This is a genomic window from Methylomonas sp. HYX-M1, assembly GCF_040741385.1.
In the GTDB taxonomy this organism is placed as follows: Bacteria; Pseudomonadota; Gammaproteobacteria; order Methylococcales; family Methylomonadaceae; genus Methylomonas; species Methylomonas rhizoryzae.
Genome location: NZ_CP160405.1, coordinates 700,173 through 724,676 on the forward strand (window position 1 = coordinate 700,173; position 24,504 = coordinate 724,676).

At 55.6% G+C, this 24,504-nt stretch carries 19 protein-coding genes; 9 read left to right on the forward strand and 10 right to left on the reverse strand.

What is annotated here, in order from left to right; all coding sequences use genetic code 11:
* Positions 1-32 precede the first annotated feature (32 nt).
* Positions 33-1,631, forward strand: coding sequence for a phytoene desaturase family protein (locus AB0A83_RS03345; protein WP_367155396.1), 1,599 nt, complete (start codon positions 33-35; stop codon positions 1,629-1,631).
* Positions 1,632-1,681: 50 nt separating this feature from the next.
* On the forward strand, positions 1,682-3,673 hold the full coding sequence (locus AB0A83_RS03350; RefSeq protein WP_367155397.1) for a DUF3488 and DUF4129 domain-containing transglutaminase family protein: 1,992 nt from the start codon (positions 1,682-1,684) through the stop codon (positions 3,671-3,673).
* A gap of 4 nt (positions 3,674-3,677) precedes the next feature.
* Here the strand turns inward: AB0A83_RS03350 and AB0A83_RS03355 are convergent, their stop codons facing one another.
* Positions 3,678-3,935 carry a hypothetical protein gene (locus AB0A83_RS03355; RefSeq protein WP_150046717.1) on the reverse strand — a complete coding sequence of 86 codons (258 nt, stop codon included), beginning with the start codon at positions 3,933-3,935 and terminating at the stop codon, positions 3,678-3,680.
* A 103-nt stretch (positions 3,936-4,038) separates the two neighbouring features.
* On the opposite strand from AB0A83_RS03355, the gene AB0A83_RS03360 reads away from it, so the two are divergent.
* Together AB0A83_RS03360 and AB0A83_RS03365 are read left to right on the forward strand one after the other, a co-directional pair.
* Positions 4,039-4,959 carry an SPFH domain-containing protein gene (locus tag AB0A83_RS03360; protein WP_150046719.1) on the forward strand — a complete coding sequence of 307 codons (921 nt, stop codon included), beginning with the start codon at positions 4,039-4,041 and terminating at the stop codon, positions 4,957-4,959.
* A gap of 2 nt (positions 4,960-4,961) precedes the next feature.
* Positions 4,962-5,426 (forward strand): NfeD family protein, encoded by a 465-nt coding sequence (locus AB0A83_RS03365; RefSeq protein WP_150046721.1) that lies wholly within the window; start codon positions 4,962-4,964, stop codon positions 5,424-5,426.
* A gap of 282 nt (positions 5,427-5,708) precedes the next feature.
* Here the strand turns inward: AB0A83_RS03365 and AB0A83_RS03370 are convergent, their stop codons facing one another.
* The 6 genes from AB0A83_RS03370 to adk all read right to left on the reverse strand — a co-directional run bounded on the left by AB0A83_RS03370 (position 5,709) and on the right by adk (position 13,370).
* Positions 5,709-8,402: a FimV/HubP family polar landmark protein gene (locus AB0A83_RS03370; protein ID WP_367155399.1), complete on the reverse strand. Its 2,694-nt coding sequence runs from the start codon at positions 8,400-8,402 to the stop codon at positions 5,709-5,711.
* 57 nt (positions 8,403-8,459) lie between these two features.
* Positions 8,460-9,482, reverse strand: a complete 1,023-nt coding sequence (locus AB0A83_RS03375; protein ID WP_367155400.1) for an aspartate-semialdehyde dehydrogenase — start codon at positions 9,480-9,482, stop codon at positions 8,460-8,462.
* A 3-nt stretch (positions 9,483-9,485) separates the two neighbouring features.
* The gene (leuB, locus tag AB0A83_RS03380; RefSeq protein ID WP_150046727.1) at positions 9,486-10,565 is read right to left on the reverse strand and encodes a 3-isopropylmalate dehydrogenase; all 1,080 of its coding nucleotides are present in this window, start codon (positions 10,563-10,565) and stop codon (positions 9,486-9,488) included.
* A gap of 26 nt (positions 10,566-10,591) precedes the next feature.
* Entirely contained in the window at positions 10,592-11,230 is a 639-nt protein-coding gene (gene leuD / locus AB0A83_RS03385) for a 3-isopropylmalate dehydratase small subunit (RefSeq protein ID WP_367155401.1), read from the reverse strand.
* A gap of 2 nt (positions 11,231-11,232) precedes the next feature.
* Positions 11,233-12,639 (reverse strand): 3-isopropylmalate dehydratase large subunit, encoded by a 1,407-nt coding sequence (gene leuC, locus AB0A83_RS03390; RefSeq protein ID WP_150046731.1) that lies wholly within the window; start codon positions 12,637-12,639, stop codon positions 11,233-11,235.
* Between the two features lie 92 nt (positions 12,640-12,731).
* A complete protein-coding gene (gene adk / locus AB0A83_RS03395) occupies positions 12,732-13,370 on the reverse strand; it encodes an adenylate kinase (protein WP_367155402.1) in 639 nt (212 codons plus the stop codon).
* Between the two features lie 319 nt (positions 13,371-13,689).
* Here adk and AB0A83_RS03400 point away from each other — a divergent pair, with 319 nt between their 5' ends.
* Entirely contained in the window at positions 13,690-17,211 is a 3,522-nt protein-coding gene (locus AB0A83_RS03400) for an ABC transporter substrate-binding protein (protein ID WP_367155404.1), read from the forward strand.
* A 134-nt stretch (positions 17,212-17,345) separates the two neighbouring features.
* Complete coding sequence (locus tag AB0A83_RS03405) at positions 17,346-19,700, forward strand: penicillin acylase family protein (RefSeq protein WP_232056761.1); 2,355 nt, start codon at positions 17,346-17,348, stop codon at positions 19,698-19,700.
* Positions 19,701-19,741: 41 nt separating this feature from the next.
* On the opposite strand, the gene rsmA is transcribed toward AB0A83_RS03405, so the two are convergent.
* The 3 genes from rsmA to AB0A83_RS03420 are packed head-to-tail and all read right to left on the reverse strand — an operon-like array spanning position 19,742 to position 22,105.
* Positions 19,742-20,533: a 16S rRNA (adenine(1518)-N(6)/adenine(1519)-N(6))-dimethyltransferase RsmA gene (rsmA, locus tag AB0A83_RS03410; protein ID WP_367155405.1), complete on the reverse strand. Its 792-nt coding sequence runs from the start codon at positions 20,531-20,533 to the stop codon at positions 19,742-19,744.
* Positions 20,534-20,539: 6 nt separating this feature from the next.
* Complete coding sequence (pdxA, locus tag AB0A83_RS03415; protein ID WP_150046739.1) at positions 20,540-21,520, reverse strand: 4-hydroxythreonine-4-phosphate dehydrogenase PdxA; 981 nt, start codon at positions 21,518-21,520, stop codon at positions 20,540-20,542.
* 21 nt (positions 21,521-21,541) lie between these two features.
* A complete protein-coding gene (locus AB0A83_RS03420) occupies positions 21,542-22,105 on the reverse strand; it encodes a MarR family winged helix-turn-helix transcriptional regulator (RefSeq protein WP_150046741.1) in 564 nt (187 codons plus the stop codon).
* 209 nt (positions 22,106-22,314) lie between these two features.
* Between AB0A83_RS03420 and AB0A83_RS03425 the strand changes: the two genes are divergently transcribed.
* The 3 genes from AB0A83_RS03425 to AB0A83_RS03435 are packed head-to-tail and all read left to right on the forward strand — an operon-like array spanning position 22,315 to position 24,499.
* Positions 22,315-23,895: a nitrite reductase gene (locus AB0A83_RS03425; protein ID WP_150046742.1), complete on the forward strand. Its 1,581-nt coding sequence runs from the start codon at positions 22,315-22,317 to the stop codon at positions 23,893-23,895.
* Positions 23,892-24,200, forward strand: coding sequence for a c-type cytochrome (locus AB0A83_RS03430; RefSeq protein ID WP_150046744.1), 309 nt, complete (start codon positions 23,892-23,894; stop codon positions 24,198-24,200). Before AB0A83_RS03425 ends, AB0A83_RS03430 begins: the two co-directional genes overlap by 4 nt.
* Positions 24,201-24,223: 23 nt before the next feature.
* Complete coding sequence (locus tag AB0A83_RS03435; RefSeq protein ID WP_150046746.1) at positions 24,224-24,499, forward strand: cytochrome c; 276 nt, start codon at positions 24,224-24,226, stop codon at positions 24,497-24,499.
* Positions 24,500-24,504 lie beyond the last annotated feature (5 nt).

Below are 24,504 nucleotides of genomic sequence, written 5' to 3' on the forward strand. Positions count from 1 at the left end.
TCAAATTGAGGTCGTCAGCCGAATCTGTTACTTTGCCCGGCTTGACGGCTTACCTTAAGACAACGGACAAAACTCCCGGCGGCATGCGCGGCATCCATACAGAATCCAAACAAGAACGTTACGACGTGGTGGTGATAGGCGCCGGGATCGGCGGTTTGAGCTGCGCGGCGTTGTTGGCCAAAGCGGGTAAGTCGGTGTTGGTGGTCGAGCGCCACGACAGGCCCGGCGGCTATGCGCACGGTTTCAAGCGGCGTGGCTTCCACTTCGATGCCGGCGTGCATTTGGTCAGTGGCTGCAGCGCCAGGGGGTATGCCAACGGCAGTACGATTTACCGGATTTGCCGGGCGGTCGGGATAGACGCCGACGGCTTGTTCATCGACGTGCCGCGTTATGGCCGGGTGGTTTATCCGGACGGACAGTTCTGGTTGCATAGTGGCGAAGCCGAGTATGTCGACGCTCTGTGTTCCCGGTTCGGGTCGGAGCACGCCGGTTTGCTGGCGCTGTTGCGCTTGTGCCGCAAGATTGCGGAGCAGTCGGTAATGGCCGACGAGTGGCTGGCGCAAGGCCGAGAGAGTAGCGGGTCGCCGGCGCAAGCTTTAGCCGATTTGTTTCGCTACAGGCGCGCAAGCTTGGCACAGGTATTGGACGAATATCTCGTCGACGCCCGTTTAAAAAGCGCGTGCGCGGCGCTCTGGCCTTATTTGGGGCTGCCGCCGTCGCGACTGTCGTTTTTGTACTGGGCGGTCATGATGGCCGGCTATGTGTACGAGGGTGGCTATTATTGCCGGGGCAGCTTTCAGCAGTTCGCGAATGCGCTGGCGGGTGCCATTGCAACGCACGGCGGCGAAGTGATGCTGAATGCCGGCGTCAGGCGCATATGCTGCGAAAGCGGCCGCGCCGACGCCGTCGTATTGGAAAACGGGCAAGTGATCGGCGCGGATGCGGTGGTTTCGAACGCCGATGCGCTGCTGACCGCAGAGATGTTGTCCGCCGGCGGCAACGACTTGGCGGCATGGCGGGACAGGGTCGCGGCCATGCAAGTGTCGCTGTCGATTTTTGCCTGTTACCTGGCCACCGACAGGGTGCCGCCGGCGTCGCAGCTCAGCCACGAAGCATTTTTTTTCCCGAGTTACGATCACGAGCTGAATTACCACCGCAGCTTGGCCGGAGAAATGACCTGGTTTTCGGCGACTATGCCGGGCGTCAGCGACCGGTCTGTCGCCCCGGCGGGCGGTCAGGTAATGATGCTGACCAGTTTATGTCCGTTCCAGGTCGGGCGCTCGTGGCGGGAGGCGAAACCGGCGTTCCAGCAGCGCTTGCTGGAATTGGCGGAACGCGAATTTCCCGGCTTGGGTGGCCGCATTTTGCTGGTGGAATCGGGGTCGCCGCGCACCATGGAACGTTACACCTTGAACCGGCACGGCGCCGCCTACGGTTTCGCCGCAACGCCGGAGCAAATAGGGCCCAACCGGCCGGACGTGCGCGGCGCAGTGCCGGGCTTATATCACGTAGGCCATTGGACCCGGCCGGGCGGCGGCGTGGCCGGCGTCAGCGTTTCCGCAGTATTGGCCGCGCAAGCGGTATTAGAGCGGCCTAAGCTGCAGGATTTTTGGCAAGCCTTGCAGGCTTAGTCACATGTCCGCCCCCGGTTTATGTTCCTTACAACGCAGTTGACCGGCCGATGGCGATTACCCTGAATTTTCCTAGCACAAGGACGGCCGGCAGCGTAGCGATAGAACCGGTTCCGGACCGGCGGGCGTTGGCCTTGCTGTTGCTGTCGGTGTGCTTGATTACCGTGCCGCACGCCTGGCACATTCCGCTACCCTTGTTTGGGTTTTTCGGCGTGCTGGCGGCATGGCGGGCAGTGACCTTGTATCGGCAGTACGGTTTGCCGAATCGCACGCAGCTGACCTTGCTGACGTTGCTGGCCATTGCGCTGTTGGTCAGTCAGCAGCGCAGTTTTTTCGGGCGCGACGCCGGTACCGCCGTGTTTGTCGTGGCTTTAGGCTTGAAGTTGCTGGAAACGCGCAGTCGGCGCGACGCTTATCTGGTCGTCAATCTGGCTTTCATCGTGGCCGCTTCGCAGTTTTTATATCAGCAAAGCTTGTGGATGGCCGGGTATGTGTTAACGGTATCCGGCCTGTTGTTGGTGACTTTGCTCAGCTTGCATTCGGCTACGCTGCCGATAGGGCGGATGCTGAAAACGGGATTTGCTATCGGCTTGCACGCGCTACCCCTGGCGTTGCTGATGTTCGTGTTTTTTCCCAGGGTCGAAGCGCCGCGTTGGATGTGGTTGCAGGATCAGCACAAAGCCGTGTCCGGTCTGACGGACAGATTGGAGCCGGGCTCGATCAGCGAGCTGAGCCTGTCCGACGCTTTGGTGTTCAGAGTGCGCTTCGATGGGCCGATTCCGCCGCCCGCCCGACGCTATTGGCGCGGACCGGTATATGTCGAAACCGACGGCAACGGCTGGCGCGCGGTAAAGCAGGCGGATCAACGTGCCGATCCGCCGGAGATAGTCGGCGATCGGTACGCATACACCTTGTTGTTGGAGCCGCAAGCGCAGAATTTGGTGTACGGTTTGGAAATGGCTGAGTCTTTCGGTCCCGAGCTGAGGCGCAATCGTTATTACCAATTGCAGGTCAAGGAAAAACCGCTGGAGCGCGCCGAATACCGCATCGTGTCCGGGGCGGAATACAGGATTTTGCCGCTCAGCGACCAAGAGCGCCGGCAAGCCTTGCAATTACCGCAGCCGGTTTCCGGGCGCCTGCGCGATTTCGTCGCCGGCATGCAGCAAGAGGCCGCCGGTCCGCAAGACTTGATCGATGGGCTGCTGCGCTATTTTCGCACCGAAAATTTTTATTACACGCTGACGCCGCCGTTGATGCCGGATCAGCCTGTCGAGACCTTTCTGTTCGAAACCCGGCGAGGATTTTGCAGCCATTACGCGACCGCCTTGGTGTATTTGCTGAGAATTGCCGGCGTTCCGGCTAGGGTGGTCGGCGGTTATCAAGGCGGCGAAATCAATCCGGTCGGCAATTTTCTGGAAGTCAGGCAGGCGGATGCGCATGCATGGGCGGAGGCGTGGCTGCCGGATAAAGGTTGGGTCCGCGTGGATCCTACCGCGGCAGTGGCGCCGGAGCGCATAGAGCGAGGGGTGAACGTAGATTTGCAAATCGCCAGCGGCGAAGTCAGCTTTACGTCCGTCAGCATAGGATCGGCCGGAGATTGGCTGAAACGCAGCCGGCAATTATGGCAAAGCATCGATTACAACTGGCAACGCTGGGTGGTCAATTACAACAGCGAAAATCAAGCGCAATTTTTTCGCGATTGGGGCATCGATAGCACGTTCAAGCTGGCGCAGTGGTTGTTTGCGAGTCTGTTACTCGTCGGATTGCCGTTAACCGCTTGGTTATTGAAAACGCGCGTCGCGGCGGATCGAAGCGTGGAATGCTATCGGCAGTTTTGCAGGAAAATGGCCAAGGCCGGCGTAGAAATCGGTTACAGCGAAGGCGCGCTAGCCTTCGCCGAGCGCGCCGCAGCCGCAAAACCGGAATTGGCGGAGCAAATCGAGCGGATTACCGCTTTGTACATTCGTATTCGCTATCAAGCGCAAAGCGATGCGGCCGATTTACGGACATTGAAAAATAGGGTGCGCGGGCTGCGTATCTAGCTCATCAATGCAAGTCCGGCACTTCCGAATTCAGCGTTCTAGCCGGTTGCTGCTGTTTGGCTTTTTCTTGTTGCAATTCTTTGTTCCCTTCGCCGAACATGGTGGCGGCAACCATGAACAGCACTGCGCTGATGACCAGTACCGGCGCCCGTCCCGGAGAATCCATCCAAAAAAAGATCCATTTAGGTTTGATCATCCCTACGATCAAAATAACCGCCATCAAGATGAAGATGTTGAACGAATAGTAAATTAGCGTGTTCATGCTTAGGCCCTTAAACCGGCAGGTTGTCGAAGTATGCATTATTATTAGTTGGTTAGCAGTTTGCAATATCTACTATTTCGAATCGAAAACTCCGGGAGGCCTTATGGGCGGGTTCAGTTTGTTTGTCACCGTATTGTTTGCGTTTGCCATTTTAATGGTGTTCATGAGCGTGAAATCGGTACCTCAGGGCATGGAATACACGGTCGAACGTTTCGGCAAATACATCAATACCCTGACGCCGGGGTTGAATATCATCGTACCTATCATCGATCGTATCGGTCGGCGCTTGAATATGATGGAACAAGTGCTGGATGTGCCGTCTCAGGAGGTGATTACCAAGGATAATGCGATGGTCAGGGTAGACGGCGTGGTGTTTTACCAAATCATGGATGCCGCCAAGGCGGCTTATGAGGTCAACTACTTGGATGTAGCCATCATCAATCTGGTCATGACCAATATCCGCACCGTGATGGGTTCCATGGATTTGGACGAGCTGTTATCGCGGCGCGACGAAATCAATGCCCGGTTGTTGGCGGTGGTGGACGACGCGACTACGCCTTGGGGCATCAAAGTGACCCGTATAGAAATCAAAGATATCGCGCCGCCCAAGGACTTGGTCGACTCTATGGCAAGACAAATGAAAGCCGAGCGGGAAAAACGCGCACAGATTTTGGAGGCGGAAGGCTTGCGGCAGGCGGAAATTTTGAAAGCGGAAGGCTTGAAGCAAAGCGCAATCTTGGAAGCGGAAGGCCGTAAAGAGGCCGCTTTTCGCGAAGCGGAGGCGCGCGAACGGATGGCGGAAGCCGAGGCTAAGGCCACGATGATGGTGTCGGAAGCGATAGCCAAGGGCGACGTGCAAGCGATCAATTTTTTTGTGGCACAAAAATATATCGAATCGTTGAAAGCGGTTGCGGCGGCGGACAATAGCAAACTTATTTTGATGCCGTTGGAAGCCTCCAGCGTGATCGGCGCGTTGGGCGGTATCGGCGAATTGGCCAAAGAAGCCTTGAATAAAAAGGGCTAGACATGGAGGCGACGCAAATCGAATTTTGGTATTGGTGGGTGTTGGCGACCGGTTTTTTGGCAATAGAGCTATTGGCCCCCGGCTTTTTTTTCCTGTGGCTGGCGGTTTCCGGTTTTGTGGTGGGGTCGCTGGTCTGGATGCAGCCGGCCGTATCGTTTGAAATACAGTTATTGATTTTTTCGGTACTGGCGGTGGCTTCAGTGTTGGTTTGGCGCCGTTATTTCCACGCCAAGGACCAGCAAAGCGATCAACCCTTGCTGAATAAACGAGGGGCGCAATATATCGGGCGTACCTTTAATTTGGTTACCGCCATCGAAAACGGCCAAGGCAAGATCAAAGTGGACGATACGACTTGGAAAGTGCAGGGGCCGGATTGCCCGTTGGGCAGCAAGGTGAAGGTGCTTAACGTGAAAGGCGTGGTATTCGAGGTGGAGCGTTGCGGCGAAGCTACGGAGCCGGGAAAATAGCTGTCAAATCGCAACGCTGTTTGGAATGCAGGGAATTGGCTACTATGAAAGTCATGGTGGGAGCGACGCCTAGCCGCGATTGGCAAGGCCCTCATTGCGGCTAGGCGTCATTCCTACCAAGCTACCTTTCATTTGCCGGAGCGATTGCCAGCCCTTCAAGATCGTTAGGTGATTTTCGGCGAAAAGATGCCCGGCTGACCGGTTTTTTGCCTATAGACTGCGGAGCATACCCGAAGGGCAAAAATCCGGCGCCTTCGGGTAGGTACATTCTTGGCTATCGCCTTAGATGAGTTCGTCCAGCAAAGCTTGTGCCGCTTGTTTTTGTTCTTTCGAACCTTTCTCCAGAACCTCGCTCGCGATTTTTCTGGCCGCTTCGGTGTCGCCCATGTCGATATAGGCTTTGGCGAGGTCGATTTTAGTTTCCAATTCATCCATATCGGTTAAATCGGAAACGCCTAAGCCGAAATCGCTTTCTTCTTCCGCGCCCAGGGCGGGGGCATCGAAGTCGAAATTGAAGTCGAATTCGTCCGCGTCGCCAGCGGCGATGTTCTCCGGCTCTTTGCTGCCGGAAGAGGCTAGCGTCAGCGGAGCCGCGGATTTGTCTTGTGCCGGGCTGACAAATTCGGGGAAATCCCAGCCGTCCGGTTCTTCGACCTCGGTAGCCGACGCCGTTTCTTCCGGTTGCGGTGCGGGGGCTTGTTCGGCGGATTTGGGCAGGCTGTCGTCCAAATCGAAGCTGAAATCGAAAGTTTCGAATTCTTCGGCCGGCGATTTTTCCCCTGTAGGTTTTTGTTCTGCAACCGAACCTAAATTGTCGAAGTTAAATTCTATCGATTCGATGTCGGTATCCGCGGTATTTTGTTTGTCTTCCTCGGCTTCATCATCGCCGATAGAAAACGAACTCAAATCGAAGTCCAGGCCGTTGTCGTCCAGCGCTGCGTCTTCGTCCAGCCGTAATTCGCTTAAGTCGTCGTCCAACTGCAATTCGCCTGCTGCGTCAGTCTCCGGCGTTGCGGGTTCCGATTTCGGTTCGAATGAGGCTTTAGTCTCTTTGCTATGCTGCGCGGGGCTGGCGGTTGCCGTTTCGGATGCGGCCGTTCCGCCGAATAACGGCGAGTCCGGAACGATTTCGCTAGCCATATCGGTCACTTTGTTCCAAAACCCTTTATCGGCCTGTTTGCCGGCCTTGGCGAGTTCTTGGGCGTAATTTTCGAAGGCTTCGCGGTTTTCGTTGGCGTAGAAGATTTCCAGCAGTTTGAGCTTAAATTCGTCTTTCTGAGGATGCTCTTTGATCGCTTCTTTGATCAAATCTTCCGCTTGTTGGTAGCGGCCGTAAGCCAGATAAACATCGGCCTCCGATAATGGGTCCACTTCGGCTTGATCGGTATCGAAAGCCTCGAAATCGCTGGGAGTAAAGTCGCTGATGAAGGAGCTTTCCCCTACCGTGCCGACATCGTAATTGCCGCTGGAGGTCATGTCGAGAACCGGTACCGATAATGCGCTGTCTGCGTCCGGCATTCTGATTTGGGTGGCCGAGGCAAACATGCTTTCGGTATCGGGTTGCCCTTCCGGTTTGCGTTTACGCCGGTATAGCCAGCCCAGTGCACCTAGAATGCCAAGGCCTAGTCCCCCGGCTGTCAAGTAATATACGGACGAAGAAAAGAAGCCCTCTTCTTCTGCAACCACTTCCGGTACCGGTGGAGGAACTGGTTTACGCGGTTGCGGAACAGGTTTGGGGACAATCGGCGTCGGCTCGGCTGTGGGAGGCGGTTGCGGTGCCGGCGTTGTTTGTTGCGCCGGTTCTATAGGCGCCGTCGGTGTCGGGACTTCCTGCTGTACGTCCGGAGTTTCCGGCTGTGTTTTGGCCTCAGGCTCAGGCGTTGGCGCGGGTTGGCTGGGTACGGCCGCGCCTTGGTTTTGTAACGTCGCCAATTGTTGGTCTTTCAACGCCAACAATTGCTGCATCATGTTGATCTGCTGTTCCAGGCGGTCGATACGGGCTTGTAGATCGGCTTGACCGGCGTCCGCTTCACCGGCTCCGCTATCGCCGCTGATATTGCCGCCGGTAGAGGTTCCGCCGGATTTGACTTGAGCGCCGACTTCGGCGTTCTCGGCTATTTTTGCATCGCTGGGGGCGACAAGCTCCAGCGGTTTAGGCGGTTTGACATCGCTAGGTTGCGGCTTGACCGGTGCGGCTGCTTTAGCGCCGGCTTTTGGCCCGGATTGCATAATCGCCGCTGTTTCGGGAATTTTTAAAACGACTCCGGTTTTTAACGAATTGATATTGCCGTGATTGAATGCGTCGGGGTTGGCGCGGTACAGCGCCGTCAGCATTTGCTTGGTGGGGACTTCGCGTTGCTGAGCTAATTGTTGTGCGATGTGCCACAAGGTATCCGCGCTTTGCGTTGGTCCGTATTCTCCGTCGGTCGGCGTTTGCGGTGAAATAGTCGAAGCGGTGCGAATCGGACTGCGGCTGCGGCGTGGCGTAGCCTTGGGCGCGCTCGGCTCTTCCAACGGCTCGATACGGTATTCCGGACTAATCGCGCTTGGAAGAGGCGATGGTTGGTATTCCGCCGGCGGATCGATCAGGACGGTGTATTCGCGATATTGGCTACCCTGCGGCCAATTGATTTCCAGCAAGAAATTCAGAAAAGGCTCGGTGATCGGTTCGCGCGAGGATACTTTGACGACGATGTCGCCGTTAGCTTGAACAACCGGTTGAAATTTGATTTTGGAAAGAAAATAACTCCAAGGGATGCCGGCTTGATCGAATTTTTCAGGCGGCGCCAAACGCACGCTAACGTCGGCAGGATTTTCGCCGGAAGCGATATGAAGTTTGATTTGCGCTTCCAGTTTTTGGTTGAGTGCCGAATGTAATTCTATATCTCCGATACCTAACGGCTGTGCGGTTATCGGCGCCAATAACGATACCATCGCCAACAGTTGGGACACAGCTTTTACGTTCGATTCCTTCACAGAGTTACACCTCGGCACTTTCGACTGGATGCGCTTGATACGCTTGGTAATCTTAGCTTAGATGTATTTTTTTACCAGCACTTCGGCAATCTGCACACTGTTAAGCGCCGCACCTTTTCTGACATTATCCCCAACCACCCAAAGGTTTATACCCATAGGATGGGATATGTCTTCTCTGATGCGTCCAACGTAGACGTCGTCGTGGCCGGCCGATTCGGTTACCGCGGTCGGATAGCCGCCGGCTACGCGTTCATCCAATACGGTGACGCCGGGAGCCGCATCGAGCAGGGCTTTGACTTCCTCGACGCTGATTTTACGTTTGGTTTCGATGTGTACGGCTTCCGAATGGCCGAAAAACACCGGAACTCTGACCGCCGTCGGGTTAACCTGAATGCTGTCGTCGCCCATGATTTTGCGGGTTTCCCAGACCATTTTCATTTCTTCTTTGGTATAGCCGTTGTCCATGAACACGTCGATTTGCGGCAACACGTTGAAGGCGATTTGTTTGGGATAAACGCTGGGCTGCACCGGCTTGGCATTCAACAAGTTAGCGGTTTGGGTGGCCAGCTCTTCGATCGCCTCTTTGCCCGTGCCGGAAACGGCCTGATAGGTGGCGACGTTGATGCGTTCTATGCCCACCGCGTCGTATATCGGTTTCAACGCCACCAGCATTTGGATGGTGGAGCAGTTGGGGTTGGCGATGATGCCGCGGTTTTTGTATTCGGCCACTTTTTCCGGGTTGACTTCCGGGATCACCAGCGGAATGTCGGCGTCGTACCTAAATTGCGAGGTGTTGTCTATCACCACGCAGCCGGCGGCGGCGGCCTTAGGCGCATATTCCGCGGAGACCGACGCGCCGGGGGAAAATAGGCCTATCTGCACTTTGGAAAAATCGAAACTCGCCAAGTCCTGGACGACCAGCGAGCCGCCTTTGAACGGAATGCGCTTGCCCGCGGAGCGTTCGCTGGCCAGAGCATATACATTGCCCACCGGAAAATTGCGTTCTTCCAAGATGCTGATCATGGTTTCGCCAACGGCCCCGGTGGCACCGACAACCGCGACGTCGTAGGTTTTCGACATATATTAGCCTCCTAAGGCGGTGACGACGGCGTCGCCCATTTGCGCCGTGCTGACTTTTTTCATGCCGTCGGAATAGATGTCCGCGGTTCTGACATTAGCGTCCAGAGCGGTGTTTACGGCTTGTTCGATACGCTCTGCGGCGCCTGCTTCGTTAAAGGTATAGCGTAGCATCATCGCGGCTGACAAAATGGTGGCCAAAGGATTGGCTATCCCTTGGCCGGCAATGTCCGGCGCGGAGCCGTGTATCGGTTCGTACATGCCTTTGCCGTTGGCGTCCAAAGAGGCGGACGGTAACATGCCGATCGAGCCGGTCAGCATGGCGGCCGTATCTGACAAAATATCGCCGAACATATTGGTGGTGACGATGACGTCGAATTGTTTCGGCGCGCGCACCAATTGCATGGAGGCATTGTCGACGTACATATGGCTGAGCTGTACGTCGGGATATTCTTTGCCGACTTCGGTCACCACCTGCCGCCACAGTTCGGTGCATTCCAGTACGTTGGCTTTATCGACCGAACACAGTTTTCGTTGGCGTTTTTGCGCGGTTTTGAAAGCGGAATGCGCGATGCGGCGGATTTCCGATTCGCTGTATACCAGTGTGTTATAGCCCTGCTGTTCGCCGTTTTCCAGTAAACGAATGCCGCGTGGTTGACCGAAATAGATGCCGCCGGTCAGCTCGCGCACGATCATGATGTCCAAGCCGGATACCACTTCCGGTTTCAGTGTGGAGGCCGCCACCAATTGCGGGTATAAGATAGCCGGGCGCAAATTCGAAAAAAGGTTCAATTCGGAACGAATGCCCAGCAGGCCGCGTTCCGGCCTGACCGCGTGCGGCAGAGGTTCCCATTTGGGGCCGCCGACCGCGCCCAATAGCACCGCGTCGGAATGTTTGCATAAATTCAGGGTTTGCTGCGGCAGCGGCGTACCGAACGCGTCGTATGCGGCGCCGCCGACTAGTGCGGTTTCAAAATTTAAGCCGAGATCCATGTCGGAGTTTAAAAATTTCAACACTTTAAGCGCTTCGGCAACGATTTCGGGGCCGATGCCGTCGCCCGGCAATACTGCGATTTTTTTCGTCATTGATTTACCTGGATATATAAAAGGTGTTATGCGTCGTGAAACAGCCAAGGTGCGCGTTTGGCGCGCTCCGCCTCGTAAGCTTTGATGCGCTCGGCGTGTTGTAACGTCAGGCCTATATCGTCCAAACCGTTTAATAAACGGTAACGGCGGTTGTCGTCCACGTCGAAGCCGATTTGCCGGCCGTCGGGTGTGGTGATGGTTTTCCGCGCCAAATCGACAGTCAGTCGATAGCCGTCGATCAACTCTTTGAATAACTGATCTACCTGTTCGGCGGGTAACACGATGGGCAAGATGCCGTTCTTAAAGCAATTGTTGAAAAAAATATCGGCAAAGCTTGGGGCAATGATAACTCTGAAGCCGTAGCCTTCCAGCGCCCAAGGTGCGTGCTCGCGCGACGAGCCGCAGCCGAAGTTTTCCCGGGTCAACAATATTTGGGCGCCTTGATATTGCGGTTGATTTAATACGAAGTCCGGGTTCAACGGGCGATTGTTGCAATCCATTTCCGGTTCGCCGCGGTCCAGATAGCGCCATTCGTCGAACAGATACGGGCCGAATCCGGCTCTACGAATCGATTTCAAGAACTGTTTGGGGATGATGGCGTCGGTATCAACGTTGGCGCGATCCAATGGCGCCACCAAGGCCGTCAAGGTGGTAAATGCCTGCATGGTTACAACTCCTCCGCAACGTTGACGAAATGGCCGGCAATGGCGGCGGCGGCGGCCATGGCCGGGCTGACCAGATGGGTGCGTCCGCCGTAACCCTGTCTGCCCTCGAAATTGCGATTGGAAGTCGAGGCGCAGTGTTCGCCGGCTTCCAAGCGATCCGCGTTCATAGCCAGACACATCGAACAGCCGGGTTCCCGCCATTCGAATCCGGCTTCGAGGAAGATTTGATCCAGGCCTTCCGCTTCGGCTTGCCGTTTGATCAAGCCGGAGCCGGGCACGATCAACACTTGTTTCACCGTGTCGGCTTTGCGGCGGCCTTTGATCGCGCCGGCTGCGGCCCGTAAGTCTTCGATGCGCGAGTTGGTGCAGGAACCGATGAAGACTCTGTCTATGCGGATGTCGGTGATTTTTTGCCCGGCCTGCAGGCCCATGTATTGCAACGCGCGCAGCATGCTTTCGCGTTTGACCGGGTCGGGTTCTTGGGCCGGATCGGGCACCTGCGCATCGACCGGTACTACCATTTCCGGGGAGGTACCCCAGGTTACTTGCGGTTTGATGTCGGCGGCGTTTAGTTCGACGACTTTGTCGAATTTGGCGTCGGCGTCGGAATGCAAGTTTTGCCAGTAGCGTACCGCCATATGCCAGTCGTCGCCTTTGGGCGAATAAGGCCGGTCACGGTAATAATCTATGGTGGTCTCGTCGACGGCTACGAGTCCGGCGCGGGCGCCGGCTTCTATCGCCATGTTGCAAACTGTCATACGTCCTTCCATGCTTAGGGCGCGGATCGCTGCGCCGCCGAATTCGATGGTATAGCCGGTACCGCCGGCGGTACCGATTTTGCCGATGATGGCCAGTACGATGTCTTTCGCTGTCACGCCGGGGCCGGTTTGGCCATCGACTTTGATCAGCATGTTTTTGGCTTTTTTTTGCACCAGGCATTGAGTGGCCAGCGCATGCTCCACTTCGGAGGTGCCGATGCCGAAGGCTAAGGCGGCCGAAGCGCCGTGGGTGGAGGTATGCGAATCCCCGCATACCACGGTCATGCCCGGCAAGGTAGCGCCTTGTTCCGGACCTACCACGTGGACTATGCCTTGCCGCATGTCGCTCATGTCGAATTCGGTAATGCCGAATGCGCGGCAATTGTTGTCCAGCGTATCCACTTGCAGGCGAGAAATCGGGTCGGCAATGCCTTTGGCTCTATCGGTGGTCGGCACGTTATGATCGGCCACCGCCAGATTGCGCGAGGTGCGCCAGGGCTTGCGCCCCGCCAGCCTCAGGCCGTCGAAGGCCTGAGGAGAAGTGACTTCGTGCAGCAATTGCCTATCGATGTAGATCAAGCACGAACCGTCGTCTTCGACGTGTACGATGTGGTCGTCCCAAAGTTTGTCGTATAAAGTTTTACCTGCCATTACGGGATCTCTAATTCAAAACGAGCTACTAAGCATCTGCCGAAGTCGGTCCGGTTGTATTGCCGGACTTGCGGCCGGTTTGTGCCAACGGATTAGCTTAACGCGGCAAACAGCCTTTCGGTAATTTCCTGCACGCTGCCGACGCCCGAAATCGATGCGAATTTGGCGTTTTGTCCGGGGGCGGAATAGAATTTTACCAAGGGTTTGGTTTGTTCGTGATAAACGCTCAGACGTTTGCGCACCGTTTCTTCTTGGTCGTCGTCACGTTGGATTAAGGGTTCGCCGGTCAGGTCGTCTACGTTTTCCTGTTTGGGCGGATTGAATACGACGTGGTAGCTGCGGCCGGAACCCGGGTGTACCCGGCGCCCGCTCATGCGTTGAATAATGTCTTGGTCGTCGACCGAAATTTCCACGACATAATCCAATTCGACCCCTAATTTTTGCAGGCCTTCGGCTTGGGCGATGGTGCGCGGAAATCCGTCCAGCAAAAAGCCGTTTTTGCAATCCGCCTGGGCGATGCGCTGTTTGATCAGGCCTAAAATGATGTCGTCCGATACCAGGCCGCCGGCGTCCATCACCTTTTTGGCTTCCAAGCCCAGCGGGCTGCCTTCCCGAACCGCGGCGCGCAGCATGTCGCCGGTGGATATTTGCGGAATCGAAAATTTTTCGGTAATGAATTGAGCTTGGGTGCCTTTGCCGGAGCCGGGGCTGCCTAACAGCATAATGCGCATCGCAACATCTCCAAAGAGTCAGATGATTATTAAAATAAAAAGGGCCACATTCTAGCTTAACCGGCCGGGGTTTGCCGAAATCTTGCGGCAAGTTCGATCAAATAATCTTACGGAAGCGTTGGCCTACCGGTGCCGGGCGATGGTGTTATTGGGTGCACAAATTTTCTAAAAGTGACGAGCGATAAGGCGTTTCCGCGAAAAACCGGACATTTAGCGGTTTTTGTCCGTTGCCGCAAACCTTTACTATATTCAAATTTTCATAGCCGAACATTCGATCCGCTCCTGTCGCAAACATGCGTCGATTTCCAGAGGAATATAAATGGTTTACCGGTATTTGGCTTTAGGCCTATTGTTTTGGATTTCGCCGGGTGTTTGGGCTGCGGATGGGTTTGAGCCTGTGAGGCTGCAATTGAAATGGAAGCATCAATTTCAATTTGCCGGGTATTACGCCGCCCTGGAAAAAGGATTTTATCGTGATGCCGGTTTAGACGTCCGGATAGTCGAAGGCGGACCGGAGCGTCCCCCGGTGGAGACTGTTGTAGCCGGTTTGGCCGATTTCGGCGTCAGTAACTCGCAATTGATTTTGGAACGCGGCAAACGTCAACCGGTAGTGGTGTTGGCGCCGATCATCCAACATTCTCCCCTTAGTTTGGTAGTCAAGCGGGACAGCGGCATTAGCACTGTGGCGGATCTGGCAGGTAAACGCTTGATGATAGGTCCGGACGACGCTGAACTTCAGGCGTATTTTCGCGATTCCGGATTGAAAGCCGGGGATTACCAGCGCCAAGTGCATAGTCAAGATGTGCACGATCTGATCGACGATCGTACCGACGGCCTGTCGGCTTACACGCCCGACCAACCCTATACCTTATATAAAGCCGGGGTGGACTACCTGGAGCTGCGGGCCATCAACGCCGGCATCGACTTTTATGGCGATACCTTATTTACTTCGGAAGATTATCTATCCCGGCATCCCGAACAGGTGAGTGCCTTTCGAGCGGCATCCTTGAAGGGCTGGGCCTATGCCATGCAGCACCCGGAGGAAGTTGCCTTATTGATACACCAGCGTTACGCCCCGGATCGTTCCATGGAGCATTTATTGTGGGAGGCTATGCAGTATCGGCCTTTCATCATGGCCGATTTGATCGAGCTAGGCCACAACAGCGTTTCCCGCTGGCGGCACATCGCGGATGTTTACATTCGCTTGGGGATGTTGCCGGCCGATTTCGATATGCGCGGCATGTTTTATCAAACCGAGGCATTAGACTTCGGTCGCGTTTATCCCTGGTTGATAGGTTTGGCGGTCTTAGTGCTGTTGTTTGCCGGGTTTGCGGCGTTTGCGCAGCACGGACGGCGTACTTTGTACCGCTTGCATAACCGGCAGGAAATGTTGGCCGCCAATTTGCCCGGCGTGATTTACCAATATTTACTCCGTGCGGACGGCAGCGCCTGTTTTCCTTACGCCAGTATCGGACTTTACGACGTTTTCGGCGTGCCCCCGGACCAAGTCGGCGAAGATGCGTCGCCGATTTTCCAGGTGATGCATCCGGACGATGTGCAAAGGGTTAAAAACGGCATTCGCACGTCCGCGGAGCGCTTGACGGTGTGGCAGGACGAATATCGCGTCAAACATCCTGTGAAAGGCGAGATATGGGTCGAAGGCAGGGCCAGCCCTATGCGCACCGAAAACGGCGACGTGTTGTGGCATGGTTTCATAGCCGATATCAGCCAGCGTAAACAGCTGGTGCGGCAGCTGCAGGAAAGCGAAACCCGCTTCAGACAGATGTTCGAATATATTCCGGTCGCTTATCAGGCTTTGGACGTCAACGGCAAGTTCGTGGATTTTAACGACGGATTACAGCATCTGTTGGGATATAACCGCGAACAACTGCTGGGCATGTGTTTTAGCGATTTGTGGCATGACGACGACAATTTGGCTTGGGCCGGTTTGTTTGCATCCTTGGAAATTCAAGAATCGATTTCCGACGAACTGACCTTGCTACGGCAAAACGGCATCCCGGTAACCGTTTTGATCGATTGTCGGGTGCAACGCGACGAACGCGGCAGATTTCAGAGAATTCATTGTATTTTGCATAACATCACCGAGCGTAAAGCCATGGAGGAGGCGATTACGAAAAGTGAGCATAAGTTTCGAAACATTGCCGCAACCGTGCCGGGTATGTTGTGCGATTACGTATTTCCCCCGCACCGAAACGCCCGATTTTTATATGCCGGCCCGCGTTGCCGGGATATTTTGGGTTTAGAGCCGGAGGCTTTGTTGGCTGATTTCAGCTTGTTTTTGCAAATGCTGCACCCGGATGATTTGGTGTCGTTGGCGCTAGAACAGCAGGCGGCCGAAATGAACGACAGGGTATTCAATGTTGAATGCAGAATTAAACTTGCCTCGGGGCAGGCCAAATGGATACAGATTGTTTCCCAAGCCAATCCGGCGACAGCGGACGAGTCCGCCGTTTGGAGCGGGATTATTTTGGACGTTACCGAGCGCAAGCGCATCGAAGAAAACCTTGCCCGGGCCAAAGAAGCCGCGGAAGCGGCCAACCGGGCGAAGTCGGTGTTTTTATCCAGCGTCAGCCATGAACTGCGCACGCCGCTGAACGCTATCATAGGTTTTAGCCATCTGTTGGAAACCGACGTTGAGGAGCCGCTGAGCAAAAGTCAGGCCGAATCCTTAAGCTATATCGCCCGTAGCGGCCAGCATTTGCTGAAATTGGTTAACGAAATTTTAGATTTGGCCAGAATCGAGGCCGGCAAAATGGATTTGGAAATTGCCCCGGTTTTGTTGCGTAGCTTGTTCCAAGAGTGTTTGCCGTTATTTGCCAACATGGCGGCGGAAAAACAGGTCACAATGAATACCTGCGGGGTTTGTCCGAAAGGCCCGGACAGCGAGGGCCTGTCCGAATGGCAGGCAATCTGCCAAACCGGCATGTTGGCGGTCATGGCGGATAGATCGCGTTTGCGGCAGGTGTTGAATAACTTGTTGTCTAACGCAATCAAATACAATCGAGCCGGCGGCAGTGTCAATCTGCGCTGTTCGGTGCGCGGCGATTCGGTTCGAATCAGCGTAACAGATAGCGGAAAAGGTATTGCGGAACAGTATTGGCCGGAAATGTTCACGCCGTTTCACCGTTTAGGCGCAGAAAACAGCGCTATTGAAGGTAGTGGTATAGGCTTGGTGATCTGCAAACAGTTGGTGGAAGCCATGAACGGCGCTATCGGTTTCGAATCTCAACAGGACGTAGGCAGTACCTTCTGGATAGAATTGCCGGTAGCCGATTTTTCCGTCTTGAACGGCGCCGGCATCGGCGAGCAAAGGGAAGAAGCCAAGCATACCCGAGCGTTGCCGGATGTACACGGCACTGTCGTGTACATAGAAGACAATTTGACTAACGCCATGTTGATGCAGCATATTTTGCGTAGGGTACCCGGGATTACCCTGCGGCATTTTCAGGCCGCGGAACCGGCGCTGACGGAGCTGGAACAGCTTGAGGCCGATTTGGTTTTCGTGGACGTCAATTTGCCGGGAATGAACGGTGTCGAAGCGCTACGCCGGATTAAAAATAATCCTGCGACGGCCGAGCTACCTGTTGTGGCGATTACCGCCGATGCGCTGAACGGTGCGGGGATAGCCGAGGAGCACGCCGGATTTGCCGATTATTTAATCAAGCCGTTCGATGTAGATCAGTTAATGATGGTGTTGCAGCGCTTAATCGGCGTGCGGCAGGAACAAACTGCTTGCGATCCGTTCATGCCCGAGAACAATCCGTTAAGCCTCCCTGGGCCGGTTTGCCCTGAGCCCGGTCGACAAGCGAACGGAATTTAAAAGGCTTGAACGATGGTTGAGCGCGTATCAAACGCTCACGTTTCGGCAGGCTGTTTTGTTTACGCGCCGCAACCGATTTTTAGACGCATGGGTTCGCTAGCGTTTTGCTTTTCTCCGGTTTCAACTAAGCACTCATGATGCGTAATGTCTTGTTAGTCAGTCTGACTGCCGTTGTTTTCGTTACCGCGGCGGCCTATGGCTTGTTGGCGGCTTCCATACCCGAACGCGCCGGGCAGGCGCGATTGCCGGGAATGCGTGCAGCAGCCGAGGTGCGTAGCGATCAATTGGGCGTGCCCTATATCAGCGCCGCCGATCGCGAAGATGCATTCCGCACTTTGGGCTATTGGCATGCCCGCGACCGGTTATTTCAAATGGAACTGATGCGTAGGAAAGCGGCCGGGCGTTTGGCGGAATTGTTCGGCGCGCCGGCTGTGTCTATCGACCGCAAGCAAAGGGTTTACCAATTTTCACGGACGGCCCGGCAAATCGTTGCCGATTTACCCGATGCGCAGCGGCGCGGCTTATCGGCCTACGCCGAAGGGGTTAACGCTTATCTGCAGCAAACCGGCGTATTGCCGCCGGAGTTTTTGGCGTTGCGGTTTCGTCCGGAACCTTGGCAAGCGGCGGATAGCATTTTGGTGATTTTGGCGATGTTTCAGACGCTCAACGGTCAAGAGCAGGACGAGCGCATGGTCAGCGTCATGCAGCGCGCAATGCCGGCAGACTTGGTTAGCTTCCTGACGCCGGACACGGATCTTTACGCCACGGTTTTGGTCGGAGGAGCCGCGCCGCGCCGCGCTAGCCAATCCGTGCCGATAGCGGCGTTGGTCGCTTTACCGGAAGCGTTCGTGCAATTCGCGCAAGCAGGCGTCGATCTGGAAAATGTCGTAGCCGGCTCCAACAACTGGGCCGTAGCCGGCAGTAAAACGGCCGACGGACGGGCGATAGTCGCCAACGACATGCATTTGACTCTGGGCGTGCCGAACATCTGGTACCGCGCCGATTTGCGCTATCAAGATCGGCAGGTGTACGGAGTGACCTTGCCCGGCGTGCCCGGCGTCATCGTCGGAGCTAACCGGCACGTGGCTTGGGGCTTCACCAACGTTACCGCCGACTTGTTGGATCTGATTGCTTTGGAAACAGATCCCGAACATCCGGGTGCTTACCGTACCCCGCAAGGTTGGCGGCCGTTCGACAGTCATAACGAAACCATCAAAGTCAAAGGCGGCAGCGATATTGAGTTGACGCTGCAAGACACGATTTGGGGCCCGGTTTCCGATCAGCCGCTATTAGGCAAGCCGGTCGCGATTAAATGGACGGCGCTGGAGCGGGGCGGCGTGGATTTGGGCTTGATCGATCTCGATGCCGCACAAGACGTTAAGCACGCGATGGCGCTCATCAATCGAGCCGGCGGTCCGCCGCAGAACGTGGTGTTTGCCGATGACGAAGGTCACATCGGTTGGACCTATATGGGGCGCTTTCCTAAACGCGTCGGTTTCGATGGCCTACAGGTCCGCGCTTGGGCCGACGGAACGGTGAGCTGGCAGGGATTCATTCCGCCGGAAGAATTGCCGCGATTGTACGATCCGCCTGAGGGCTTTATCGCGACCGCCAACAACCGCACCCTCGGTAGCGGCTATCCCTATGTGATCGGGCACAACTGGGCCCTGAGCTACCGCGCTTATCGTATCGCGGAATTGCTGGGTGAAGATAAAGTGTTTACCGAGCGGGACATGCTGGCCATTCAACTCGATAGCCGCAGCGCCGCCTTGGATTTTTACCGGGAACTGGGGCTGCGCGAATTGCAGGCTGTAGCCGACCTAGACCGGGAATTACGGGAGGCGCAACAAGCTTTAACGGTTTGGGACGGTTATATGCGGGCCGAAAGCTTGGGTGCGGCTTTTGTCGCGGAGTTTCGTAAACAATTGGCGGAGACGGTATTTGCACGGGTCGTGGCTGCCGGGCAAGCTTACGATCCGGAGTTTAGGTACGCCTGGCGGGAAATGGAGACGCCGTTGCGCCAATTGTTAAGCGAGCGGCCCAAAGGCTTTTTGCCGACGGTATATCGCGACGATTGGACGCGGATGATAATCGCGGCACTGCGGCAAACCGGCCAAGCGCTCCGCAAACAATACCCCCATCGCGAACCGTCTCGCTTGACTTGGGGCGAGACTCAGCGCATCGATTTACAGCATCCTTTTAGTAAAACGCTGCCTCAGTTAGCCGAATGGCTGGATATGCCGAGTTTTGACAGCGGCGGGTGCGCCAGCGTTTGTGTGATGGTGATGGGTAGCGGGCACGGTGCCAGTGAGCGCTTGGCCTTATCGCCCGCTCATCCGGACGATGCGCTGCTGCAGATGCCGGGCGGGCAATCCGGACATTTCTTGTCGGCTCACTATGCCGATCAGCAAGCGTTTTGGCAAGATGGTCGGGCCGTGCCGTTGCGTGGCGATACGGATGGTGCGGTATTACAAGTGCTGCCGGATTAGACGCGGCCATGCTGTCGATCGCCTCGAATGGCTCGGGGGGCTCAATGCTCGGTTTTAGACGCTAGGGCGTTAGCGATTTTGGCAAATTCCGCCAGCGTGATGGCTTCGGCCCGCAATTCGCCATCAATGCCGAGTGCACTGAGTTCATCCGCCGATATGAAATTGCGCAAGGAATTACGTAGCGTCTTGCGGCGTTGGGAAAACGCCTGAGTCACCAGAGTCCCGAAAGCGGACAGGTCGGCTATTGGTACCGGCGGCGCGGCGTGGGGAGTCAGGCGTACAATCGCGGACATGACTTGCGGGGCCGGGTGGAAGCTTTCCGGCGGTACGTCGAACAGCCATTCGGCGTCGCAGTAATATTGGATCATTACGCTCAAACGGCCGTATTGCTTGCTGCCGGCTTGGGCGCAAATGCGGTTGACGACCTCTTTTTGCAGCATAAAGATCATGTCTTCTATGCAGCAGGTTGTTTCCAGCAAGTGAAACAGCAGCGGGGTGGAAATGTTGTAGGGTAGATTGCCGATGATCCGCAGTTTTTCCGCGTTTTTAGCCAGGCTGCTAAATTCGAATTGCAAAGCGTCGGCACTATGTATGGCGATTTTGGGGTTGGTAGCGAATTGCTTTTGTAAGCGGGCGACCAAGTCCCTATCCAGTTCGATGACGTCCAAGTCAACGCCGCTTGCTAACAGGGGATTAGTCAGGGCGCCCAGGCCGGGGCCGATTTCCACCCAATGCTCGCCCGGTTGCGGATGAGCGTAGCTCAAGATGTCGTTAATGATGCTGTGATCGTGCAGAAAATTCTGTCCAAACCGCTTGCGCGCTTGATGGTTCATAATCGGTTATTTAGATTGGATCATTTCTAAGGCGGTTTGCAACGCGAACTGCAAACTGCCTAAATTGGCTTTACCCGAGCCGGCTAGGTCGAGCGCAGTGCCGTGGTCGACCGAGGTGCGGATGATAGGCAAGCCCAAAGTTATGTTGACGGCTTGGCCGAAACCTTTATATTTCAATACCGGTAGCCCTTGGTCGTGGTACATGGCCAGCACCGCGTCGGCGTGCTCCAGATATTTCGGGGTAAACAGCGTGTCGGCCGGCAGCGGCCCGTATAAATGCAAGCCTTCGGTACGCAAGCTTTCCAGCGTGGGTTCTATCACGTCCATGTCTTCTCTGCCCAAATGGCCGCCTTCGCCGGCATGCGGGTTCAAGCCGCACACCAATATCCTGGGATTGGCGATGCCGAAGCGCAGGCGCAGATCGTGGTCCAAGGTGCGAATGACATGGGCCAGCCGATGTTCGGTGATGGCGGCGCTGACCTCAGACAAAGGCAGGTGGGTGGTGGCTAAGGCAACTCGCAAACCGGGAGTGGCCAGCATCATGACCGGCGTGCCGCCGGTTTGTTCGGCGATAAATTCCGTATGGCCGCTAAACCGGATGCCGGCGTCGTTGATGACGCCTTTGTGGACCGGTGCGGTGACCATGGCTTGGAACCGCCGTTGCAGGCAGCCTTGGGTGGCCAGCCAAATCGTTTCGATGACGTAGTCGCTATTGGCGGGATTAAGGCGGCCGCACACGGCAGGTTCCGGCATGTCGACCGGCACAATGCTCAGCGTGCCCGGCGGTGCGATGCGGGCAGGGGCGGCGTCTTCGAAAGGTACCGGATTTAGCGGCAAACCCAGTTTTTTAGCGCGCTGCCGTAATAATTCCGGGCAGCCGATCGCGATTAGCTGGCAACGGTGCGGCAGTTGCGCCAATTGCACGCACAACTCGGGACCTATGCCGGCCGGTTCGCCGGGAGTTATGGCGATGCGGGCGATTGTCATGTTAGCGATGGTACCGAACGATCAAACCGGCTTGTGTTCTTGGCAAATTTGTTCGCTGTCCTCAACGCTGAGTTTTTCTTGCGTGAGTTGACAAAAAAATTCACCGTCTTTTTCGCTGAAGTTGCGGCAAGTCTTGCAGACGCCGAAAGATTGCGATTGGTTGGCTTTTTGCAACGCGGTCAACGCTTGTTGAAACACATTGGCGTCCGCGGGGGCCGGGGCGCTGCTGTGCAAAATGTCGGTGGCGCTGGAAAATAAATCCGAAGGACGCGCTTGTCTCAATACGTCCGCGCCGTCGGGCAATAAGCGCAAATGCACGACCCGGCGATCGCTGGCATCCGGCACTTTTTCGATAAAGCCTTTTTTTTCCAGAATGATCAACGATTGCGAAACGGTACCGCGGGTCATGCCCAGATAGTTGGCGACTGCGGCAGGGGTGTTGCTGAAGCGATTGGCGCGCGACAAATAATTCAAGACTTGAAAATGTACCGGCTGCAAGCCGAGTTCGGTGCATTTCTTACGTTCTTCCGAGCGTATTAGCGAGGTCATGCATTCGATGAGTTCGTAGATGTCGGTTTCGGGCATAACGGCGATGCAAATATATTTGGAAAGAAAATTGACAAATCTTATTATAGTGCTTAAATATCGATTCGAAACTACTTTGTGACATTCGGCCTGGAGCCATGCCGAGAATTGCTTGACGCAATAGAGCGAGCGCTGTTCCGCTCCTGCATTTATGGTTTAATGCCCCGGCTTGGCTCTTCTTTTTTTACGACGGATTACAGGAATTGTAAATGAAAACCACAACTATAAAACGACTGAATCAATCCGTGCTGGCCGGCGCCATTGCCGCTTTGTTGTTCTCCCTGAGCGCGGCAGCGAATTCCGACGACATGCACCGGTTGTACCAGGATAATTGCGCCAGTTGCCACGGCTCCGACCACGGCGGCTATCTGGCGCCGGCTTTGAACGCCGAAACGTTGAAAGGTCGCAGTCCCACCGCATTGCGCACCATAGTCATGGCCGGAAGCTTCGATACGTTGATGCCGCCGTTTTACGGTAGGTTGAGCGACGACGAAATCCGTGGGGTCATTAAACACCTGCAAAGCACGCCTAAGCAACCGAATCCGGCTTGGACTTTGGATGACATGAAAAAGTCGCTGAAGGTTTACGTCAAAGACGAAAGCACTTTACCGGATAAACCCGGCTATCAAATCGATAGCATGGACAATCTGATCGGAGTGGCCGCACGTGGCAAATACGGTCGCGGCGAGGGCTCCAAAGCCATTTTCATCAATAGCGTTACCCATCAGCCGGTTGGCGAAGTAGCGACCGGCACAGCGGCGCATATTATCGACTTCAATCCGGCCAATCCGCGCTGGGCTTACGTCAAAACCGATACCGCCGAGATTTTTAAGGTCGATTTGTATTCGATGAAAGCGGTGCGCAGCATCAAAACCGGCTGGAACGGCCCCGGTATGGGGGTGTCGCGCGACGGCAAATACATCATGGCCGGCTCGTTCGTGCCGCATAACGCCGTGATCCTGGATGCCGACACGCTGGAACCGTTGAAAACCTTCGAACTGGAAGGCATCGATCCGGACGGCAAACACGTGTCGTCTGATTCCGGCATGATCATCGGCACGCCGTACGCCGATATTTTCGCTATTGCCTTGGAAAACGCCGGTCAGGTCTGGATTGTCGATTATAAAAAAGAAGGCTTTCCGGTCACCAAAATCGAAAAAGTCGGCCGCCATTTGCACGATGCGTTCCTGACCCACGGCGGCAAAAAGCTGATGGTGGCGTCCTATGACGACAGTATCGTCGCGGCGATCGATCTGGAAAAACGCGAATTGATCAAGCAATTGCCGGCCGGTTGCGTGCCGCACGTCGGTGGCGGTTCGGCGGTGGTGGTGGACGGCCGTACCTTGGGCTTCGGCACCAATTTCGGCGACTGCGACAAGATGGTGGTCAGCGTGTGGGATTTGGACAAAATGGAAGTGGTCAAGCAAGTGCCGGTTTCCGGCGGCACCGAATCGCCGGCCGCTCATGCCAACGCGCCTTATGTCGCAGTGGACATCATCAGCAAGGACAGACGTGCTCGTACCGTGCAGTTGATCGACAAAAAGTCGCTTGAAGTTGTCAAAACCCTGGATGTCGGCGGCCACGCCTACTTCCCGGAATACAGCGCCGACGGCAAATTTTTGTACATTAGCGCGGGCTATAACGGCGACGAAGTGGTGGTTTACGATTCGCACTCGCTGGAAAAAGTCGCGTCTGTTCCGATGGAAAGTCCGGCCGGTATTTTCTCGCGCGGCCGGGTCAAATACATGACCCGCGGTTTGTCCCCGGATGAAATGGAGGCCGGCAAATGATTAAGCAAGTGTTTGCGATTACGTTGTTGGGGTTGGCTGCCGGCGGTACGGCCCAAGCGGCTAACCTATTTGCCGGGCAAAGCAGGGCGGCGGCAGTCTGTTCTCAATGCCACGGCATACGTTCTCCTAGCGCGGATGCACCGTTTCCGCCGTTGGCCGGCCGGGATGTCGAATATCTGAAAATGGCGTTGAAACAGTATCGGGATAAAACCAGACCGTCCGATATTATGAATGCGATAACCGGTTCGCTGACCGATGCGCAGATTAACGATGTCGCCAGTTATTACGGCCATTTAAAACCGTGAGACAGTTGGTTTGCTTGGCTATCATGATCGGTAGTTGTGCCGTTGCGGCCGAGCCCGGTTTGCAGCGGCAGCAAGAATTGATCGATTTGCTAAAGCACGATTGCGGTTCCTGCCACGGCTTGCCGCCTAAAGGCGGCCTAGGGCCTTCGCTGATGCCGGAAGCTTTGGCTTCTAAAAGCGACGCCGAATTAGTTGCCGTGATACTGCACGGCAGGCCGGGCACGGCGATGCCGCCGTGGAACACTTTTCTAAGTTCCGACGAAACCGAATGGTTGGTGCAGCGCTTGCGCCAACCCTAAACAAA

Bases quoted from the DNA above. Each gene is read 5' to 3' on its own strand.
- AB0A83_RS03350 (WP_367155397.1), top strand. From the start codon at position 1,682: ATGGCGATTACCCTGAATTTTCCTAGCACAAGGACGGCCGGCAGCGTA.
- AB0A83_RS03355 (WP_150046717.1), bottom strand. From the start codon at position 3,935: ATGAACACGCTAATTTACTATTCGTTCAACATCTTCATCTTGATGGCG.
- AB0A83_RS03360 (WP_150046719.1), top strand. From the start codon at position 4,039: ATGGGCGGGTTCAGTTTGTTTGTCACCGTATTGTTTGCGTTTGCCATT.
- AB0A83_RS03365 (WP_150046721.1), top strand. From the start codon at position 4,962: ATGGAGGCGACGCAAATCGAATTTTGGTATTGGTGGGTGTTGGCGACC.
- AB0A83_RS03375 (WP_367155400.1), bottom strand. From the start codon at position 9,482: ATGTCGAAAACCTACGACGTCGCGGTTGTCGGTGCCACCGGGGCCGTT.
- leuB (WP_150046727.1), bottom strand. From the start codon at position 10,565: ATGACGAAAAAAATCGCAGTATTGCCGGGCGACGGCATCGGCCCCGAA.
- leuD (WP_367155401.1), bottom strand. From the start codon at position 11,230: ATGCAGGCATTTACCACCTTGACGGCCTTGGTGGCGCCATTGGATCGC.
- leuC (WP_150046731.1), bottom strand. From the start codon at position 12,639: ATGGCAGGTAAAACTTTATACGACAAACTTTGGGACGACCACATCGTA.
- adk (WP_367155402.1), bottom strand. From the start codon at position 13,370: ATGCGCATTATGCTGTTAGGCAGCCCCGGCTCCGGCAAAGGCACCCAA.
- AB0A83_RS03400 (WP_367155404.1), top strand. From the start codon at position 13,690: ATGGTTTACCGGTATTTGGCTTTAGGCCTATTGTTTTGGATTTCGCCG.
- AB0A83_RS03405 (WP_232056761.1), top strand. From the start codon at position 17,346: ATGATGCGTAATGTCTTGTTAGTCAGTCTGACTGCCGTTGTTTTCGTT.
- rsmA (WP_367155405.1), bottom strand. From the start codon at position 20,533: ATGAACCATCAAGCGCGCAAGCGGTTTGGACAGAATTTTCTGCACGAT.
- pdxA (WP_150046739.1), bottom strand. From the start codon at position 21,520: ATGACAATCGCCCGCATCGCCATAACTCCCGGCGAACCGGCCGGCATA.
- AB0A83_RS03420 (WP_150046741.1), bottom strand. From the start codon at position 22,105: ATGCCCGAAACCGACATCTACGAACTCATCGAATGCATGACCTCGCTA.
- AB0A83_RS03425 (WP_150046742.1), top strand. From the start codon at position 22,315: ATGAAAACCACAACTATAAAACGACTGAATCAATCCGTGCTGGCCGGC.
- AB0A83_RS03430 (WP_150046744.1), top strand. From the start codon at position 23,892: ATGATTAAGCAAGTGTTTGCGATTACGTTGTTGGGGTTGGCTGCCGGC.
- AB0A83_RS03435 (WP_150046746.1), top strand. From the start codon at position 24,224: ATGATCGGTAGTTGTGCCGTTGCGGCCGAGCCCGGTTTGCAGCGGCAG.